Origin of the sequence: Monoglobus pectinilyticus (genome assembly GCF_002874775.1) — a bacterium.
Taxonomy (GTDB): Bacteria; Bacillota; Clostridia; order Monoglobales; family Monoglobaceae; genus Monoglobus; species Monoglobus pectinilyticus.
In genome coordinates this window covers 62,777-77,650 of record NZ_CP020991.1, presented here as the reverse complement: position 1 = coordinate 77,650, position 14,874 = coordinate 62,777, and the positions used below count along the sequence as shown (strand labels likewise).

At 36.0% G+C, this 14,874-nt stretch carries 14 protein-coding genes and 2 tRNA genes; 4 read left to right on the top strand and 12 right to left on the bottom strand.

Annotated features, from left to right (window positions below; genetic code table 11):
* Positions 1–8: 8 nt before the first annotated feature.
* The 11 genes from B9O19_RS00345 to B9O19_RS00295 all read right to left on the bottom strand — a co-directional run bounded on the left by B9O19_RS00345 (position 9) and on the right by B9O19_RS00295 (position 12,029).
* Positions 9–506 (bottom strand): YkgJ family cysteine cluster protein, encoded by a 498-nt coding sequence (locus B9O19_RS00345; protein ID WP_102364609.1) that lies wholly within the window; start codon positions 504–506, stop codon positions 9–11.
* A 62-nt stretch (positions 507–568) separates the two neighbouring features.
* The gene (locus tag B9O19_RS00340) at positions 569–1,006 is read right to left on the bottom strand and encodes an HIT family protein (RefSeq protein ID WP_169925260.1); all 438 of its coding nucleotides are present in this window, start codon (positions 1,004–1,006) and stop codon (positions 569–571) included.
* A 29-nt stretch (positions 1,007–1,035) separates the two neighbouring features.
* Positions 1,036–2,103 (bottom strand): RnfABCDGE type electron transport complex subunit B, encoded by a 1,068-nt coding sequence (locus B9O19_RS00335; protein ID WP_102364608.1) that lies wholly within the window; start codon positions 2,101–2,103, stop codon positions 1,036–1,038.
* A gap of 14 nt (positions 2,104–2,117) precedes the next feature.
* Positions 2,118–2,711, bottom strand: coding sequence for an electron transport complex subunit RsxA (gene rsxA / locus B9O19_RS00330; protein ID WP_102364607.1), 594 nt, complete (start codon positions 2,709–2,711; stop codon positions 2,118–2,120).
* Between the two features lies 1 nt (position 2,712).
* Positions 2,713–3,360, bottom strand: a complete 648-nt coding sequence (gene rsxE, locus B9O19_RS00325) for an electron transport complex subunit RsxE (RefSeq protein ID WP_102364606.1) — start codon at positions 3,358–3,360, stop codon at positions 2,713–2,715.
* A complete protein-coding gene (locus B9O19_RS00320; RefSeq protein ID WP_102364605.1) occupies positions 3,357–4,121 on the bottom strand; it encodes an RnfABCDGE type electron transport complex subunit G in 765 nt (254 codons plus the stop codon). The genes rsxE and B9O19_RS00320 overlap by 4 nt, the downstream gene beginning before the upstream one ends.
* The gene (locus tag B9O19_RS00315) at positions 4,121–5,113 is read right to left on the bottom strand and encodes an RnfABCDGE type electron transport complex subunit D (protein WP_102364604.1); all 993 of its coding nucleotides are present in this window, start codon (positions 5,111–5,113) and stop codon (positions 4,121–4,123) included. Before B9O19_RS00315 ends, B9O19_RS00320 begins: the two co-directional genes overlap by 1 nt.
* Positions 5,114–5,130: 17 nt before the next feature.
* Positions 5,131–6,459 carry an electron transport complex subunit RsxC gene (gene rsxC / locus B9O19_RS00310; protein WP_102364603.1) on the bottom strand — a complete coding sequence of 443 codons (1,329 nt, stop codon included), beginning with the start codon at positions 6,457–6,459 and terminating at the stop codon, positions 5,131–5,133.
* Between the two features lie 343 nt (positions 6,460–6,802).
* Positions 6,803–9,196 (bottom strand): sialate O-acetylesterase, encoded by a 2,394-nt coding sequence (locus B9O19_RS00305; protein ID WP_102364602.1) that lies wholly within the window; start codon positions 9,194–9,196, stop codon positions 6,803–6,805.
* Between the two features lie 166 nt (positions 9,197–9,362).
* Positions 9,363–10,844, bottom strand: coding sequence for a 4-alpha-glucanotransferase (malQ, locus tag B9O19_RS00300; RefSeq protein WP_102364601.1), 1,482 nt, complete (start codon positions 10,842–10,844; stop codon positions 9,363–9,365).
* A gap of 120 nt (positions 10,845–10,964) precedes the next feature.
* A complete protein-coding gene (locus B9O19_RS00295) occupies positions 10,965–12,029 on the bottom strand; it encodes a branched-chain amino acid aminotransferase (RefSeq protein ID WP_169925259.1) in 1,065 nt (354 codons plus the stop codon).
* A 274-nt stretch (positions 12,030–12,303) separates the two neighbouring features.
* Here B9O19_RS00295 and B9O19_RS12190 point away from each other — a divergent pair, with 274 nt between their 5' ends.
* Together B9O19_RS12190 and sigE are read left to right on the top strand one after the other, a co-directional pair.
* A complete protein-coding gene (locus B9O19_RS12190) occupies positions 12,304–13,281 on the top strand; it encodes a sigma-E processing peptidase SpoIIGA (protein ID WP_102364600.1) in 978 nt (325 codons plus the stop codon).
* Positions 13,166–13,894, top strand: coding sequence for an RNA polymerase sporulation sigma factor SigE (sigE, locus tag B9O19_RS00285; RefSeq protein WP_102364599.1), 729 nt, complete (start codon positions 13,166–13,168; stop codon positions 13,892–13,894). The genes B9O19_RS12190 and sigE overlap by 116 nt, the downstream gene beginning before the upstream one ends.
* A gap of 9 nt (positions 13,895–13,903) precedes the next feature.
* Here sigE and B9O19_RS00280 read toward each other — a convergent pair whose 3' ends face one another.
* Positions 13,904–14,311 (bottom strand): hypothetical protein, encoded by a 408-nt coding sequence (locus tag B9O19_RS00280; RefSeq protein ID WP_102364598.1) that lies wholly within the window; start codon positions 14,309–14,311, stop codon positions 13,904–13,906.
* A 193-nt stretch (positions 14,312–14,504) separates the two neighbouring features.
* Here B9O19_RS00280 and B9O19_RS00275 point away from each other — a divergent pair.
* Both B9O19_RS00275 and B9O19_RS00270 read left to right on the top strand, forming a co-directional pair.
* Positions 14,505–14,581, top strand: a tRNA-Met gene (locus tag B9O19_RS00275).
* Positions 14,582–14,584: 3 nt separating this feature from the next.
* Positions 14,585–14,659 (top strand) — tRNA-Glu (locus B9O19_RS00270).
* The last annotated feature ends 215 nt before the right edge of the window (positions 14,660–14,874 follow it).

Below are 14,874 nucleotides of genomic sequence, written 5' to 3'. Positions count from 1 at the left end.
TTTGTATACTAATCAGAAAATGTCATTATTACCGGAAAATCACTTCTATATTCCTTTATAATATCTGGCATTTTCATTGCTTTATCTCTAATATATTCACCAATCCCCGACTGGACAAACTCTTTAACTGTTTCAACAGGCAATTTATTAATCTCCTTGCAAGTTGGGGTCAAAGCAATAACTAAATGTTCAGCATCCTTCATTATTCTAAGAGGCCATATTTTGCAGTCCAGAGGCTTTTCATCATCATTAAGCATACAGCCACTTTTTTTGTCAAGAAAAAAACAAGCTGCTTCCTCATCATCAGAATCAGTTTTATACTCTTTGCTTAAATCTATAGTATATAAATCACCTACGCGAACAAATTCAGAATCTTGATATTTTGTTTTGAGTTTTTCAATAACTGACTTTGAAAAAAGAGGAGTTTCCCAAATACTGGTTCTTCTGAAAACACAGCAAAAACCGCAGTCAGCGCACTGTTCTTTTGAGAGAATTTTTGAAAGCATAAACACACCTCCGAGTCTAAATTAAGCAGAGTCAAACAAGACCCTGCTTAATTGCATTTTATTTAACCTGCATCCTCTTCTTTTAGTGCTTCTCTTATTTCATTTATCATATCTGCATATTCAGCATCGTCAAGATACACACGATCAGGATTCATTAGGAACACTCCACCCCACTCGTATTCATCTTTATACTTTGGAACCAGATGAAAATGCAAATGGCTTCCGGTATCCCCATATGCCCCATAATTTATTTTTTGAGGATTAAAAATTTTTCTGAGAGCAGAAGAGATTTTTGCTATATCCTCAAAATATGAGCATCTTTCTTCCGGAGTAAGTTCCGTCATATCACCAACATGTTTTTTATGAGCTGCTATAACTCTTCCTCTATGACTTTGTTCTTTAAACAAATATACCTTACAAGTTTCGAGTTCACATATTTTTATTCCAAACTTTTCAACTAACTCGCCTTCAACACAATATGCGCAGTTATTATCAATCATACATATACCTCCTGAATATAAATCCATGATTATATTCTATTCGATTCTTTAACATTTATTTCCTGAGTATCAGAAATTTGCACACCACTTTTTATTTTTACTTCTCTATCAATATTATTCTTTACAACATCGTTGAATTTAGTATCTGCATCAACAACTTTTGACTTTATATTCTTTTCACTTTCGCCGGGAGACTGATTTAAGTCTTTTCTTTCAGCAGCTTTTTTAGCTTTCAAAGCTTCTATTTGTTCCGGCGTCAATTTAGGTTTAGACGGTTTTGGTTCAGGACGAACCAATCCAGCTGGAGTAACTTTATTAATAGCCTTTTGCGGACATTTTTGTGCGCAGATACCACAATTAACACATTTATTAGGGTCAATAACCGCCAAATGCTCACTTATTGATATAGCCCCCTTCGGACAAGCTTTTGCACAAATTCCGCAGCCAATACAACCAACCGCACAGTCTCGTCTGGTAATTTTTCCTTTTTCAACACTCTTACATGTTATAGTATACTTACTTTTAAGCGGCAGTATTTTAATAATCTTTTTTGGACATTCTTCCGCACAGGCTCCGCACGCAACACATTTGTCTATATCAACATATGCTACTCCATCCTTAATGCTCATTGCACCGAACTTACAAACCTTAACGCAAGAGCCAAATCCCAAACATCCGTAAGCACACATTTTTTCCCCGCCGCCAAGACGCGAAGCACTGTAACAATCTCTTGGACCGTCAAAATAATATTTTTGAACGGCTCTTTCAGGACTTCCGTTACATAGAACACGGGCAACCATTTTTTCTTTTACTTCATTCTTAACACCCATTATTTCAGAAATCTTTTCGGAAACAGCGTCACCGCCCACAGGACACATATTGGTCTTAACTCCGCCTTTACACAAAGCAGTTGCATAAGCCGAACATCCTGCAAAGCCACATCCTCCGCAATTTGCTCCCGGCAGAACCTCTAAAATTTTAGGAACACGCTCATCCTCTTTTACAGCAAATACTTTTGAAGCAACACCAAGTAAAACTCCAAAAATTAATCCCATTCCACCGACAACAAGGACAGGGATAAGAATACTTGAAACCATTTATTTCCCCTCCTTTAGAAACTTAATCCCGAAAATCCGAGGAAGGCAATCGAAAGAAGCGCCGCCGTTACGAGCGTAATCGGCATACCTTTCAGGAATTTGGGAACGTTTGAACTTTCTAATCTCTCTCGTACACCTGCAAACAATACAATAGCTATGGTGAATCCAATACCAGCTGAAACACCATAAACCACCGACTTCAAAAAACTCATATCTGTTCCGCCGAACTTAGTTATATTTTGTATAGCTACACCAAGCACCGCACAGTTTGTAGTAATAAGCGGCAAATAAACGCCAAGTGAGCTATATAAAGACGGAATAGACTTTTTCAAAAACATCTCAACAAACTGCACAAGCACAGCTATAACTAAAATAAACGCTATCGTCTGTAAATATTCCAGATGGAACGGAACCAACAAATAATATTGAACACACCATGTTATTATTGACGCGCATGCCATAACAAACACAACGGCAAACCCCATACCAACAGATGTATCAACCTTTTTTGACACTCCTAGGAAAGGACATATTCCTAAAAACTGAACTAATACAAAATTATTTATAAGTATAGCGCCTATACTGATTACCAATAAATCTGCAACCATATTATATGCCCTCCTTTTCATCTGACGAATTCAGAGCAGTTTTTTTCTTTTTCCTTTTCATAACAATTATATTAATTACCGCAAGCAGACAACCTAGCGTCAAGAATGCTCCCGGAGGAAGTATCATAATGGAAACCGGCTGAAATCCGCTGCCAAACAATGAAATACCGGCAAATGTTCCGGCTCCTAGAATTTCTCTTACTGCTGAGATTAAAATAAGAGCGGCTGTAAAACCAAGACCCATACCTAATCCATCAAACATTGATTTACCAACAGAATTTTTATTGGCAAACGCTTCAGCTCTTCCTAAAATTATACAGTTAACAACAATCAAAGGAATGTAAATTCCAAGACTGCTTGACAGAGCAGGAACATAAGCGTTCATAAGCATTTGAACAACTGTTACGAAACCGGCTATTATAACTATATAAGCCGCTATTCTTATCTTGTCTGGTATAAACTTTCTCAAAAGCGATATAACGATATTCGAACAAATCAAAACCGCCGTAGTTGAAAGACCCATTCCGATAGCGTTAACAACTCCGGTTGTAACGGCAAGAGTAGGACACATACCTAGAAATAATACAAACGAAGGATTTTCATAAAGCAATCCATTCAGGAAAGTTTTAAAATATGTATTTTGCTTCATTCTGCCGCACCCCCTTCAACATCTTCATCACTGTCAGCCGGTTCTTCTCTATTAGTTTCAGAATCTTCCTGACTAACTTCTGCTTCAGAATCTATTGTTTCAGATTCAGCACTTGGCTGACCTTCCTCAACTTGATTTTGATCCGAATTTTCATTATTTTGCACTTCTTCAGCCGGCGGAATATTATTATCATCAATAACCACGCGTGCGGCGTCAAGAGAAGCGTTTACAGCTTTTGTAACGGCTTTTGAAGTAATAGTTGCGCCTGATATAGCTTCAACCTTGTATTCTGCTGATGCAGCGCTTCCATTCTTATCAACTTGTATATCCTGACCCAAACCTGTATACTGGTCTATCCAATCAGACTGACTTTTTGCTCCAAGTCCCGGGGTTTCACTCATTTCCGTAACTTTAGCTTTTGTTACCTTACATTCTGAATCAATTCCTACCATCACAACTATATCACCGCCGTAGCCTTCTCCGCATACAGCACTTGCGACATATCCAACTATAGTACCGTCATTTAGCATACCGGCATATATACCGTCAACAGTTACACCGGATTCAGGTTCAGGCAGTTTTGTACCGTCCTTTTCAAACTTATCTGCTTCAGGAAGCAGTTCTTTCATATTCTCATTAAAAGCAGCCTCAGTATTTTTAGCGATTATAGGTGATGTTACCATATTTACACCGCCAAGCAGAGCTGCCACAATCGCAGTTATCAAAAGCAACTTTATAGTAAGAGTAGCTGTCTCTTTCATTATACTTGTGCCTCCTTTCTTTTTCTTGAGGCACCATAACGTTTTGGTGCTGTGATTCTGTCAATTAAAGGCGTAACAATATTCATAAGAAGAATCGAGTATGAGCAGCCTTCCGGATATCCGCCCCACACTCTGATTAAAACAGTTATTACTCCGCAGCCGATACCAAAAATAATTTGACCGACAGGAGTATATGGAGTAGTAGTATAGTCCGTTGCCATAAAGAAAGCTCCCAGCATTACGCCGCCGGCAAGAACCTGATACAAAGCGTCTCCTGTAAAAAATCCATCCGGACCGGCAAATATCCAAGTTCCAAGAGCTAATGTCAAAAGATATGCAAGCGGGATTCTTAATCTTATAACTTTTTTAATAAGGAGATAGGCTCCGCCGATTAAAATTGCCAAAGCTGAAGTCTCTCCAATACATCCGCCAACGTTTCCAATAAATAAATTAAAATAGCTTGGAAGCTGAGAAGCTCCTTCGGTTCCTGCATATGCTGCAAGCGGTGTCGCTGATGTCACAACATCTGCAGTATTCCAAAGCGGAACAGCTGTATGCGGAGCAACCCATGTAGTCATCGCTAATGCCCACGACGCCAGCAAAAACGCTCTTGCAGCCAGGGCAGGGTTCATAAAATTATGACCAAGACCGCCAAAAAATTGCTTAACAATTATAATGGCAAAAAATGCTCCTATAACAACCATCCAAAGCGGAATTGTAACCGGCATATTAAAGGCCAAAAGCATACCTGTTACAATAGCGCTGAAGTCACCAACAGTAGTTGGTTTATTTAATATCTTATTCCATAACCACTCAAATAAGACGCATGCCAAAACACTGATAACAGTGACGACCGCAGCCCTATACCCAAAAACCAAAACCCCTGCAAGCAATGCCGGAATCAAAGCAATTATAACATCAAGCATTGTTTTTCTGACCGTATCATTACCTGATATATGCGGGGAATGTGAAACAACAAGTAAATTATCCAAATTTATTCCCTCCACCTTTATTTATTTCTTTGCTGTGCGGCACGAAGCTTAACTTTTGCCACCTTTATCTGCTGAACCTGTCTGCGTTTTGAAGGACAACTGAACGCGCAGCTTCCACACTCAATACAATCTGCAATATTCAACTTCTCCAGTGCTTTAAAATCATCTGCTCTCGCCGCCTCATCAAGCCTATTCGGCAGCAATTTCATAGGACAGGCATAAACACATTTACCACATCTGAGACAAGCGTTTTCTTCAAAACCATAAGCCAAATCCGGGCCAAAAGCTAAAAGACCGGACGTGCCTTTAACCGCCGGCACATCAAGTGTAGGGATAGCCATCCCCATCATAGGACCTCCCATTATCAGCTTGGTCGGCTCTTGTACAAATCCACCCGTTTGCTCAATAACATCTTTAAGGGAGGTGCCGATACGAACTTTGTAATTTCCTGGATTTTTAACACAGTCACCGCCGGTTGTTACCACCCTTGTCATAACCGGCAAACCTCTTTTAACAGCCTGATAAATAGCTCTGCAAGTATCAACATTGCACACAATGGCGCCAACCTGATATGGAAGCTGTCCCGGTCCTACTTTTCGGCCGGTTATGGCATTAATAAGCTGTTTTTCACCGCCCTGCGGATATTTGGTTTTTAATTTTTCCACATGAATATCAACATCTTTAGATTTTGCCGCAAGAGCATTCATCGTCTCAATCGCTAGCTCTTTGTTATCTTCAATACCTATGTAACCATCTTTTAATCCAAAAATATGCATTACTATTTTTAATCCGCCAATAATCTGTTCAGGTATTTCAAGCATCGTTCTATAATCCGATGTTAAATATGGTTCGCACTCAGCGGCATTAACTATTACATAATCTATTTTAGCTTCCGGAGGCGGCGACAGTTTAACATGTGTTGGGAAGGTAGCTCCGCCAAGACCAACGATCCCCGCTTCTTTTATAATTTCAATTATTTCCTTAGGCGAAAGCTGTGTATAATCATCACAGCCCTTTAAGTTAGGATAAATAGTATCCTGTCCGTCATCCTCAATAACTATTGAATTAACCATTAATCCATTTGGATGAAGCCTCTTTTCAATCGCTTTAACCGTGCCTGATACAGATGAATGAATACAGGCAGACACAAATCCTCCGGCTTCTGCAATCTTCTGCCCTGCATAAACGATATCACCAACCTCGACAATCGGACTTGCAGGCGCTCCTATATGCTGGGCAACAGGATAAACCATTTCCTGCGACGGATCAAGTTCAACGATAGCCTTTCCGGCTGTTGGCTCTTTCATATCGTTTGGATGAACACCGCCACGAAATGTTTTCAACATTTTAAATACCTCCTATGTAACAAAATATCATCTTCAAAATAAACTGCCAAAAGACACAAATTTTAGATTTTATACTTAGAATCAGAGTGCAAAAAAACAGTATAAAAACTGAAAATGTTTTAGACCAAAAAAACTCAAATTAGCATTCTATTTATTATACCTTTGAATGACTTTAATGTCAATAATTTAGATTACTATTTTATAAACAAACCATATTTTTTGACAATTTTTTGGTCATATTATAAATTTTACCGGTAATTTTTTTATTCCATGCTATACTTAACCCCGCTTAATATATTAGGCGGGGTCAAAACAATAAATCAAAATATTTATCAAATAAACACTATAAAACTTCACTTCCGTTATATGTATTAAAAGTTACTGCAGGAAGTCCTGAATCATCAGTTAAATTTGGCATTTCGGGATACGCTCCCCAAGCATACATAACATCTGTAGGATTAAAAACGCTGTCGCTCCATACGACAACTTTATCATTTTCAATTCTTGCATTTGCCGGATAAAATTTGCCATTCTCATCAGAAATCCAGAATTCATGCAAAATGCTAGTATCTGTAGATGAAGCTGATATTTTTTGCTCGCAGACAGAATCAGCATATTGACTTTTATCCATAACTTTTAACTTCCCTTTATGTTTAAAAGTCAGAACTATGGTATTATCAATTTTCTGCTTAGACTGATATACAGGTCCCGAAGTATTGGCTTCTGAATCCTTGTATATATCATGTCCTACATAATCAAGAAATCTATCTGCCACTACTTCTTTCTGCCATGGATGAATATCGGTTCTTGCACATCCTTCTCCTTGGTCATACCGTCCGATTATATCAAGCAGACCAAACATTCCTACATTCTTTTTATTTCTCACTTTTTGGAGGGCTATGCGCTGCCCTTCTCGAATTTCACTTGCATCCTTCGTTTCATATCTTGTTAATTGAACATAATAAAACGGCAAATCTTCACTGCTCCATTTTTGTCTGTACAGATCAATTAATCCGGCCATCGCGTCGCTGTATTCCTCAGCATTCATATTAGTTCTGTAATTATCCGCTTCACCTTGATACCATAAAATACCTTTTATTTTCTGATTAGTAAATGGATATATACGGTTATTGTACAGCTTTCCGCTGTCACCTGTAAATTTTCCAAAACTCTCTCCTCTTGGATACCATTGATTAATTTCGGTATCTCCGACCGCTACACTGATTATTCCTACATTACGGTCATATCGGTCTTTTATTCCCTGGGAAAAATAATATGCTATTGCAGACATATAAGAAACTCTGTCAGGCGTGAGTTCTGTCCAATATTCGTTCCAGTCGTTTAGCGGAACATTCTCAACTTCACCTGCTGCTCCCATATATCCGATATTATACATATTTATCATTCTGATTTTATCAGTAGTTGACTTCTTCTTACCTTCCTTAGTATTTAATAGTTCATTTCCGCTTTTTTCTCCGCACAGATAAAATTCCATATTAGATTGTCCGGCAAAAACCCATATATCACCAAAGGTTATATTCTTAAATTCTAACTTTTCATCTTCAGACGATATAAAAAGTTCATAATTTCCGCCGTTTTCAAAAACTCCTAAATTTATCTCCCAGTCGGAAATATCTTTGGCAATATCGCTTCCCGAAAATTCTTGTCCCGTATCCATGTTTCTAATAACCGCTTTAACTTCAGAACCGCACACTCCTTTTCCTGATACCACGAGTTCCTGATCTGCCTGAAACATCATATTATCGCTATATATATTTGAAACCGATAAATTTGAAGACGCCTCCGTAAAGCGATAATCCAAAGGTAAGTCAACCGCCATTTTCATATCCTGCTTATCATATGTTATTACTCGTATGTAATCCCCAAGCTCTAATTGAATATCAGAAAATTCCAGTTTTGTATAATCACCCACCTTAAAATCAGAGTCAATAGTTTCCACGCATTTTAATATTTTATCTTTATTATATATAGTTAAGACAGTATACCCTTCAAATCCTTCCATAGCGTCAAAAGCCATAAAACTAAAATCAGTTTTATCATTTTCATCTGCGATTATACCAGTATCACTTACCCATTCAATTTCTCCAAAAGACGCATACGGAGAAAGCTCAACTTTAAAATATCTGTATTCTCCATAACCGCTGAACTCAAGTGTATGCCAATCTAAATTTATATCACCGTTAACGTCAGGATTAACTGTTCCCAGCTCAACAAAATATTTATTATCCTTAGAAGCCAAAAATTTAGTTCCGACGCATGTATTGCCCATGATTTGCGATGAAGTGTTTGGTATATATCTTATATATGAAAGAGTTTTTAACTCTCCAGCATCTAGAGTTGCCCAAGAACTGGAACTTCCTGAGCATGTAGAAATATCTCCGTCATAAAGATTATTAGCTCCGCCTTCAGCATTATAAGTTCCATCAGCACTCTTTAGATTAGACGGAGTTATTTTGTCAGGCTCAACAACCGATGTTTGTTCTGAATACACCTTAATTTTAGCCGCAGGCATTTCCTCGGCAATTTGAACTTTATTCTCTGTTTTATCAAACAGCATATTTTTCATCTCTGAAAACAAATTAGGAATTTGATTTACGTCAAATTGAGATTCACTTAATAAAAAAACTCCAGTCAAAACCAACAGCACGCCAATAATAGAATAAATCCATATTCGTTTGCTTTTTCCTTTGTTTGATTCAATATTTTTTTTGCCCATTTAAACACGCCCTAATCAGACATTTTTCTTAATTTTGAAACTTATTATAGCAAATAAAAGCTTAAACTTCAAGTAGGTTAACAAAATTATAATAATATAATTTATAAAATTATTCTAAATAAAAAGGTTCGCCCAAATTTTCCAGGCGAACCAAACAAAATATAACTTACCTTGAATAAATATTAGTAATTTCTAAAAGTTTTGAAGAAAGAGAGTCTGAAAGCAAATCCATAGACTTTAATCTCCACTCCCAATTTCCTCCCAGTGTTGAAGGCGTATTCATTCTTGCATCATTTCCTAAGTTCAGAATATCCTGCATCGTTACTATTGCTGTATTCGCAACAGTTGATAATAAATTTTTTATAAATCCCCAATTGTATCCCTCATCTTTATTCAGACGAAGATATTTAACCGCAAAATTTTGAACTTCTTCAGGTTGTGAATCAAACCATCCTTTTAGAGTATCGTTATCATGAGTGCCGATATATACAACAGAATTATTTTTATAATTATGAGGTAAATAATCACTGTTTTCTCCCGGAGAAAAGCCAAACTGCATAACTTTCATTCCGGGAAATCCACTGTATTTCAGTAAGGCTCTAACATCATCCGTTATAGTTCCTAAATCTTCCGCTATTAATGCGGGAGATTCACCCAAAGCTTCTTTCAACCTATTGAAGAAATCAACTCCGGGACCTTTAAGCCACTCTCCCTCAGTGGCGTCAGGTTTTCCATAATCTATTGCATAAAAAGCGTCAAAAGCTCTAAAATGGTCAATACGAACAACATCATACATTTTCAAAGCCGCTTTTAAACGTTCTATCCACCATTCATAACCGGTTGAAGCTAGGTAGTCCCAATTATAGAGCGGATTTCCCCAAAGCTGACCTTTGGGTGCGTAACCATCCGGCGGGCAACCTGCCACTTTTATTGGAATACCACAGCTATCAAGCATAAGCACCTCGTTATGAGACCAGGCGTCTGCGCTGTCTTCTGCTACATAAATTGGTATATCTCCAATAATTTTTATTCCCTGCATATTAGCATATTCTTTTAACGCATACCATTGTTTATAAAATAAAAACTGTACATATACCCAAAAATCAATTTCAGTATTTAAATCATTATACGCATTAATAATTGCTTCAGGAGTCCTTTTTACTATATCCTCATTCCAATTTCGATACATTTTCAGATTATTATCAAACTTTAAGGCCATAAACAAAGAATAATTTTCAATCCAATATGAATGATTAAATCTAAAATTATCTATTTCCGCCTTTTTTCTTATTCTGTCTCTAGAGTATGCAGCCTTAAGAACCTTAAATCTGCTTTTAAATATTTTTTCATAATCAACTCTGTCAGGCTTGTTTCCCCAATCAATTTCAGAATAATCCTCTAAATTTAAAGAACCATCTTCGCGCAGCAAATCAAAATCTATAAAATAAGGATTACCCGCAAAAGTTGAAAATGATTGATACGGTGAGTCTCCAAAACTGGTAGGACCAATAGGTAGGATCTGCCAATATTTTTGACCGCTTTTTTTCAAAAAATCAACAAATTGAAAAGCTTCCTTTCCCATTGTACCTATTCCGTATTTTGCAGGGAAAGATGAAATATGCATTAATATTCCACTTCCGCGCTCCATCAGCTCATCCCCTTAAATTATAAAAAAACAGGCATTGGTCATTCTATCAAAATATTTTGAATTTAAATGACACTGATGCCTGCATTCCTAATTATATTATTATAATACCCAATCAATTATTTAATCAACTTTTAAAACCCAGCCCATTTTATCTTCTTCTTTTCCGGTCTGAATATTTGTTATTGTATCAAAAATTCTTTGAGTAATCTCTCCGATTTTATTATCATTTATCAACATAACTTTATCATCCCAGCTAAGCTCACCAACCGGAGAAATAATAGCTGCGGTACCGGTTCCGAAACACTCTTCAAGAGTACCGTTATCATAAGCGTCGGATACTTCCTGGATTGATATTTTTCTTTCAGATACCGGAACTCCCCAAGACTTCAAAAGTTCAATAGTAGACATTCTGGTTATACCGCTCAAAATACTTCCGTTTAGAGCAGGAGTAACAACTTCACCATTGATTTTAAAGAATATGTTCATAGAACCTACTTCTTCAATATATTTCTGTTCAACACCGTCAAGCCAAAGAACCTGAGAATATCCCTTCTCATGAGCAACAACCTGAGCTCTAATACTGCCTGCATAGTTACCGCCAGTCTTAGTAAATCCTGTTCCGCCGCGAACCGCACGAACATAAGAATCCTCAACATATATTTTTACAGGAGCTAAACCTTCAGGATAATACAAACCGCTCGGCGAGCATATAATCATAAACTTATATGACTCGGATGGTTTAACACCTAAAAATGGATCGGTAGCAATAATAAACGGTCTAATATATAAAGACGTGCCTTCCTGCTCAGGAATCCATTCTTTGTCTAATTCTACAAGCTTTTTTAAACCTTCAAGACATAAAGCTTCATCAATTTGCGGAATTGCCAGTCTTTCATTAGAAACATTTAGTCTGGCAAAATTTTTGTCCGGTCTAAACAAACGAACATGTCCATCAGAAGATTTATATGCTTTTAAACCTTCAAATACCTCTTGTGCATAGTGGAAAACCATAGCAGACGGGTCAAGTTCAATTGGTCCATATGGGACAATTCTCGGATCATGCCAGCCCTTTCCTTCGTCATAGTCCATAATGAACATATGATCTGAAAAATACTTTCCAAACGGCAAATTACTCATATCAGGCTTTGCCTTAGGATTTTGCGTTTTGTTTATAGTGATTTCCACTTTTATCAACCTTCCCTTATTAAAGATTACATTAAAAAAATTTAATATTATTTTCTAAATATATGTATTTAACTTTTTTATTGTATCATATAACAATATGGAATTCAAGACACAAAATTAAAAAATTTTTATCTATATACTATAAATATTTGTTATTTTATTGTTTTAACATTAAAATGCGAAGTTACTTCACAGCAATTAATTTATTTTTATTTTTCCCCCATTCTGACATATTTTTTTCAAAAACTGCTCTATAATATCTTTGGTGATATAATTGACCATATACATAGATACTTTATATTTAAGCAATTTTTTGATTAACTCTTTAATAATTTTTGCAGCAAGCATAATTATTAGATTTAGAACCACGATATTGAGACTGGCACTAGGTTCAGCAATATCAGCTCTATATTCTGTAATTATGTTTTTTCCGCATACATATTTGTTATATACTTTATTAGGCCGAATATTATTTACTGTTTTATTCGTAATGATATTTTATAAGTGCAACACTTTTATTAAACTGATTAAACATACTTTGGTATTCTTTATAGTATCATTATTGTTTTCGGGATTTGTTTATTTTATAGCATATCAAATTTCTATAAAAGATACATCTATAATCTCAAACGGGGTACCATACTTGGACTTAAACATTACAACTCTTATATCATTAGTTATAGCTGCCTATTTGATTATTCTCGCTTTTATAAAAATATGCAGCAGAAACCTAAGCCGAAATAAAATAATACAAAGCGCTGAATTGATATTGATGAATAAAAAATACAAACTAAATATTTTAATGGACACAGGATGTGAGCTAATTGAACCGCTAAGCGGAAAACCTGTTATTTTAATCGGCGGCGAAAAAAACTCATATACATTTTTAGAAAACGAACATATAAAATATAGGCTGGTTAAAATATCTACTGTATCCAAAAATAATGATAACTTAATACCGGTATTTGAACCCGAACATATAACAACAAAATATGGAAAATATTATTTTGACAAAAAAAATTGCTATGTTGGGTTCGTAAATACAGAGTTTTGCAGCGATGGTCTGTATAATGCAATTGCAAGCCCGGACGCCTTTACAGAAAAAAATAATAAATATATCTTCAGGGGGAAGAATAATGTACCAAAAACTAAAAAAGTACTTAAAACAGCTTTATCTAAACTTTGTTTCAAAAAAGGATGGCAAAGTTTTCTACGTAGGAGGAAGCGACACTCTGCCTCCTCCGCTGAATAAAGAAGATGAACAATGGTGGACATCGAGACTTGGAAATCCTGACTATTCCGACAAGGCAAGACAAATATTAATTGAGCACAATTTGAGATTGGTAGTATATATAGCAAAACGATTTGACAGTACCGGTATAGGTATTGAAGACTTAATCTCAATCGGAACCATCGGACTAATTAAGGCAATAAATACATTTAAGCCAGAAAAAAATATAAAACTCGCTACATATGCTTCAAGATGTATAGAAAATGAAATATTAATGTATTTAAGAAAAAACAATAATAACAGAATAGAAGTATCAATTGACGAACCGCTAAACGTAGATTGGGACGGAAACGAACTTTTACTTTCTGATATATTGGGAACTGATAATGACGTAACCCAAAAAAACATTGAAGACGAAACAGATAGAGAACTGCTTTATCTTGCAATGGAAAAACTTTCAGGCCGAGAAAGAAATATTGTTGAATTAAGATTTGGAATAAACAATAACGGCGATGAAATGACACAAAAAGAAGTAGCAGACCTTCTTGGTATTTCGCAATCATATATTTCAAGACTTGAAAAAAGAATTATAAAAAGGCTGAGAAAAGATATGAACAAAATGATAAACAGTTAATTCAATCACCTATTTCAGCCCAATATTATAATTTAAAAGCAAAGTATGAATACGTTCGAACAGTAAGCCGACGGCAAACCAGGCAGGCGCATAATCTATTCGAATAAGCCCCATGATAGAAAATTCACCGGTATAATGCCAAGGCTCAATTTGAAACAATCTCAAAATACCTCCGGTAGTAAATTCTATGACAAAAATTACCGAAGCCCAAACACAACCTCTTAGAAACCAATTTTGGTCAGCAATTAAATTATGAATTGGTTCCATAATGACCACAGCAAGACCATATATAAAAAACATCCATATAGAAGTATGGCCGATTAAATTATGAGAACCGCTTTTTATTCCCGAAAGGCTGGTCCAGAAGATTTCCATATTCATTCCGAGCAAGCCATATATAATATATCGTATCAGCATATTAATATTATTTCTTTTTTAAGAATTGATATACATAAAAAAAGAAAATTTAAAAACTAATAAATAGCCTGTAAAAGATTAAAAAGCCGCATTAAAAAATTTTTTATAAATTTTTAAAAAAAGTGTTGACATATATTATTTTCTCTGATATAATATCAACTGTTGTTCGCAAATTGAAGGAATAACAGTATTTGGCGGTATAGCTCAGTTGGCTAGAGCATACGGTTCATACCCGTAGTGTCACTGGTTCAAATCCAGTTACCGCTACCATATGGCTCCTTGGTCAAGTGGTTAAGACTCCGGCCTCTCACGCCGGCTACAGGGGTTCAAATCCCCTAGGAGTCACCAAATGGTTTGATATTCAAAAATGTATTGATTTTTGAATCGGTATTACTTATACTTTAAGTTTACCAGAAAGTAGCGGGATAGCACATGCTATCCCGCTACTTTTTATTCTATTTATATTATGCACTTTTTAATCTATCTCATCAACATAACCTCTTTTGTATTTCTGCAGTTATAAAAACATGCTTAACAAATTTTAGGTTCTTTGTGAAATAATC

What these genes read in the sequence shown, in the direction of transcription:
- rsxC (WP_102364603.1), bottom strand. Translation starts at nt 6,459, where the DNA reads ATGTTGAAAACATTTCGTGGCGGTGTTCATCCAAACGATATGAAAGAG.
- B9O19_RS00280 (WP_102364598.1), bottom strand. Translation starts at nt 14,311, where the DNA reads ATGCTGATACGATATATTATATATGGCTTGCTCGGAATGAATATGGAA.
- B9O19_RS00305 (WP_102364602.1), bottom strand. Translation starts at nt 9,196, where the DNA reads ATGGGCAAAAAAAATATTGAATCAAACAAAGGAAAAAGCAAACGAATA.
- B9O19_RS00340 (WP_169925260.1), bottom strand. Translation starts at nt 1,006, where the DNA reads ATGATTGATAATAACTGCGCATATTGTGTTGAAGGCGAGTTAGTTGAA.
- rsxE (WP_102364606.1), bottom strand. Translation starts at nt 3,360, where the DNA reads ATGAAGCAAAATACATATTTTAAAACTTTCCTGAATGGATTGCTTTAT.
- malQ (WP_102364601.1), bottom strand. Translation starts at nt 10,844, where the DNA reads ATGGAGCGCGGAAGTGGAATATTAATGCATATTTCATCTTTCCCTGCA.
- sigE (WP_102364599.1), top strand. Translation starts at nt 13,166, where the DNA reads ATGTACCAAAAACTAAAAAAGTACTTAAAACAGCTTTATCTAAACTTT.
- B9O19_RS00320 (WP_102364605.1), bottom strand. Translation starts at nt 4,121, where the DNA reads ATGAAAGAGACAGCTACTCTTACTATAAAGTTGCTTTTGATAACTGCG.
- B9O19_RS00345 (WP_102364609.1), bottom strand. Translation starts at nt 506, where the DNA reads ATGCTTTCAAAAATTCTCTCAAAAGAACAGTGCGCTGACTGCGGTTTT.
- B9O19_RS00335 (WP_102364608.1), bottom strand. Translation starts at nt 2,103, where the DNA reads ATGGTTTCAAGTATTCTTATCCCTGTCCTTGTTGTCGGTGGAATGGGA.
- rsxA (WP_102364607.1), bottom strand. Translation starts at nt 2,711, where the DNA reads ATGGTTGCAGATTTATTGGTAATCAGTATAGGCGCTATACTTATAAAT.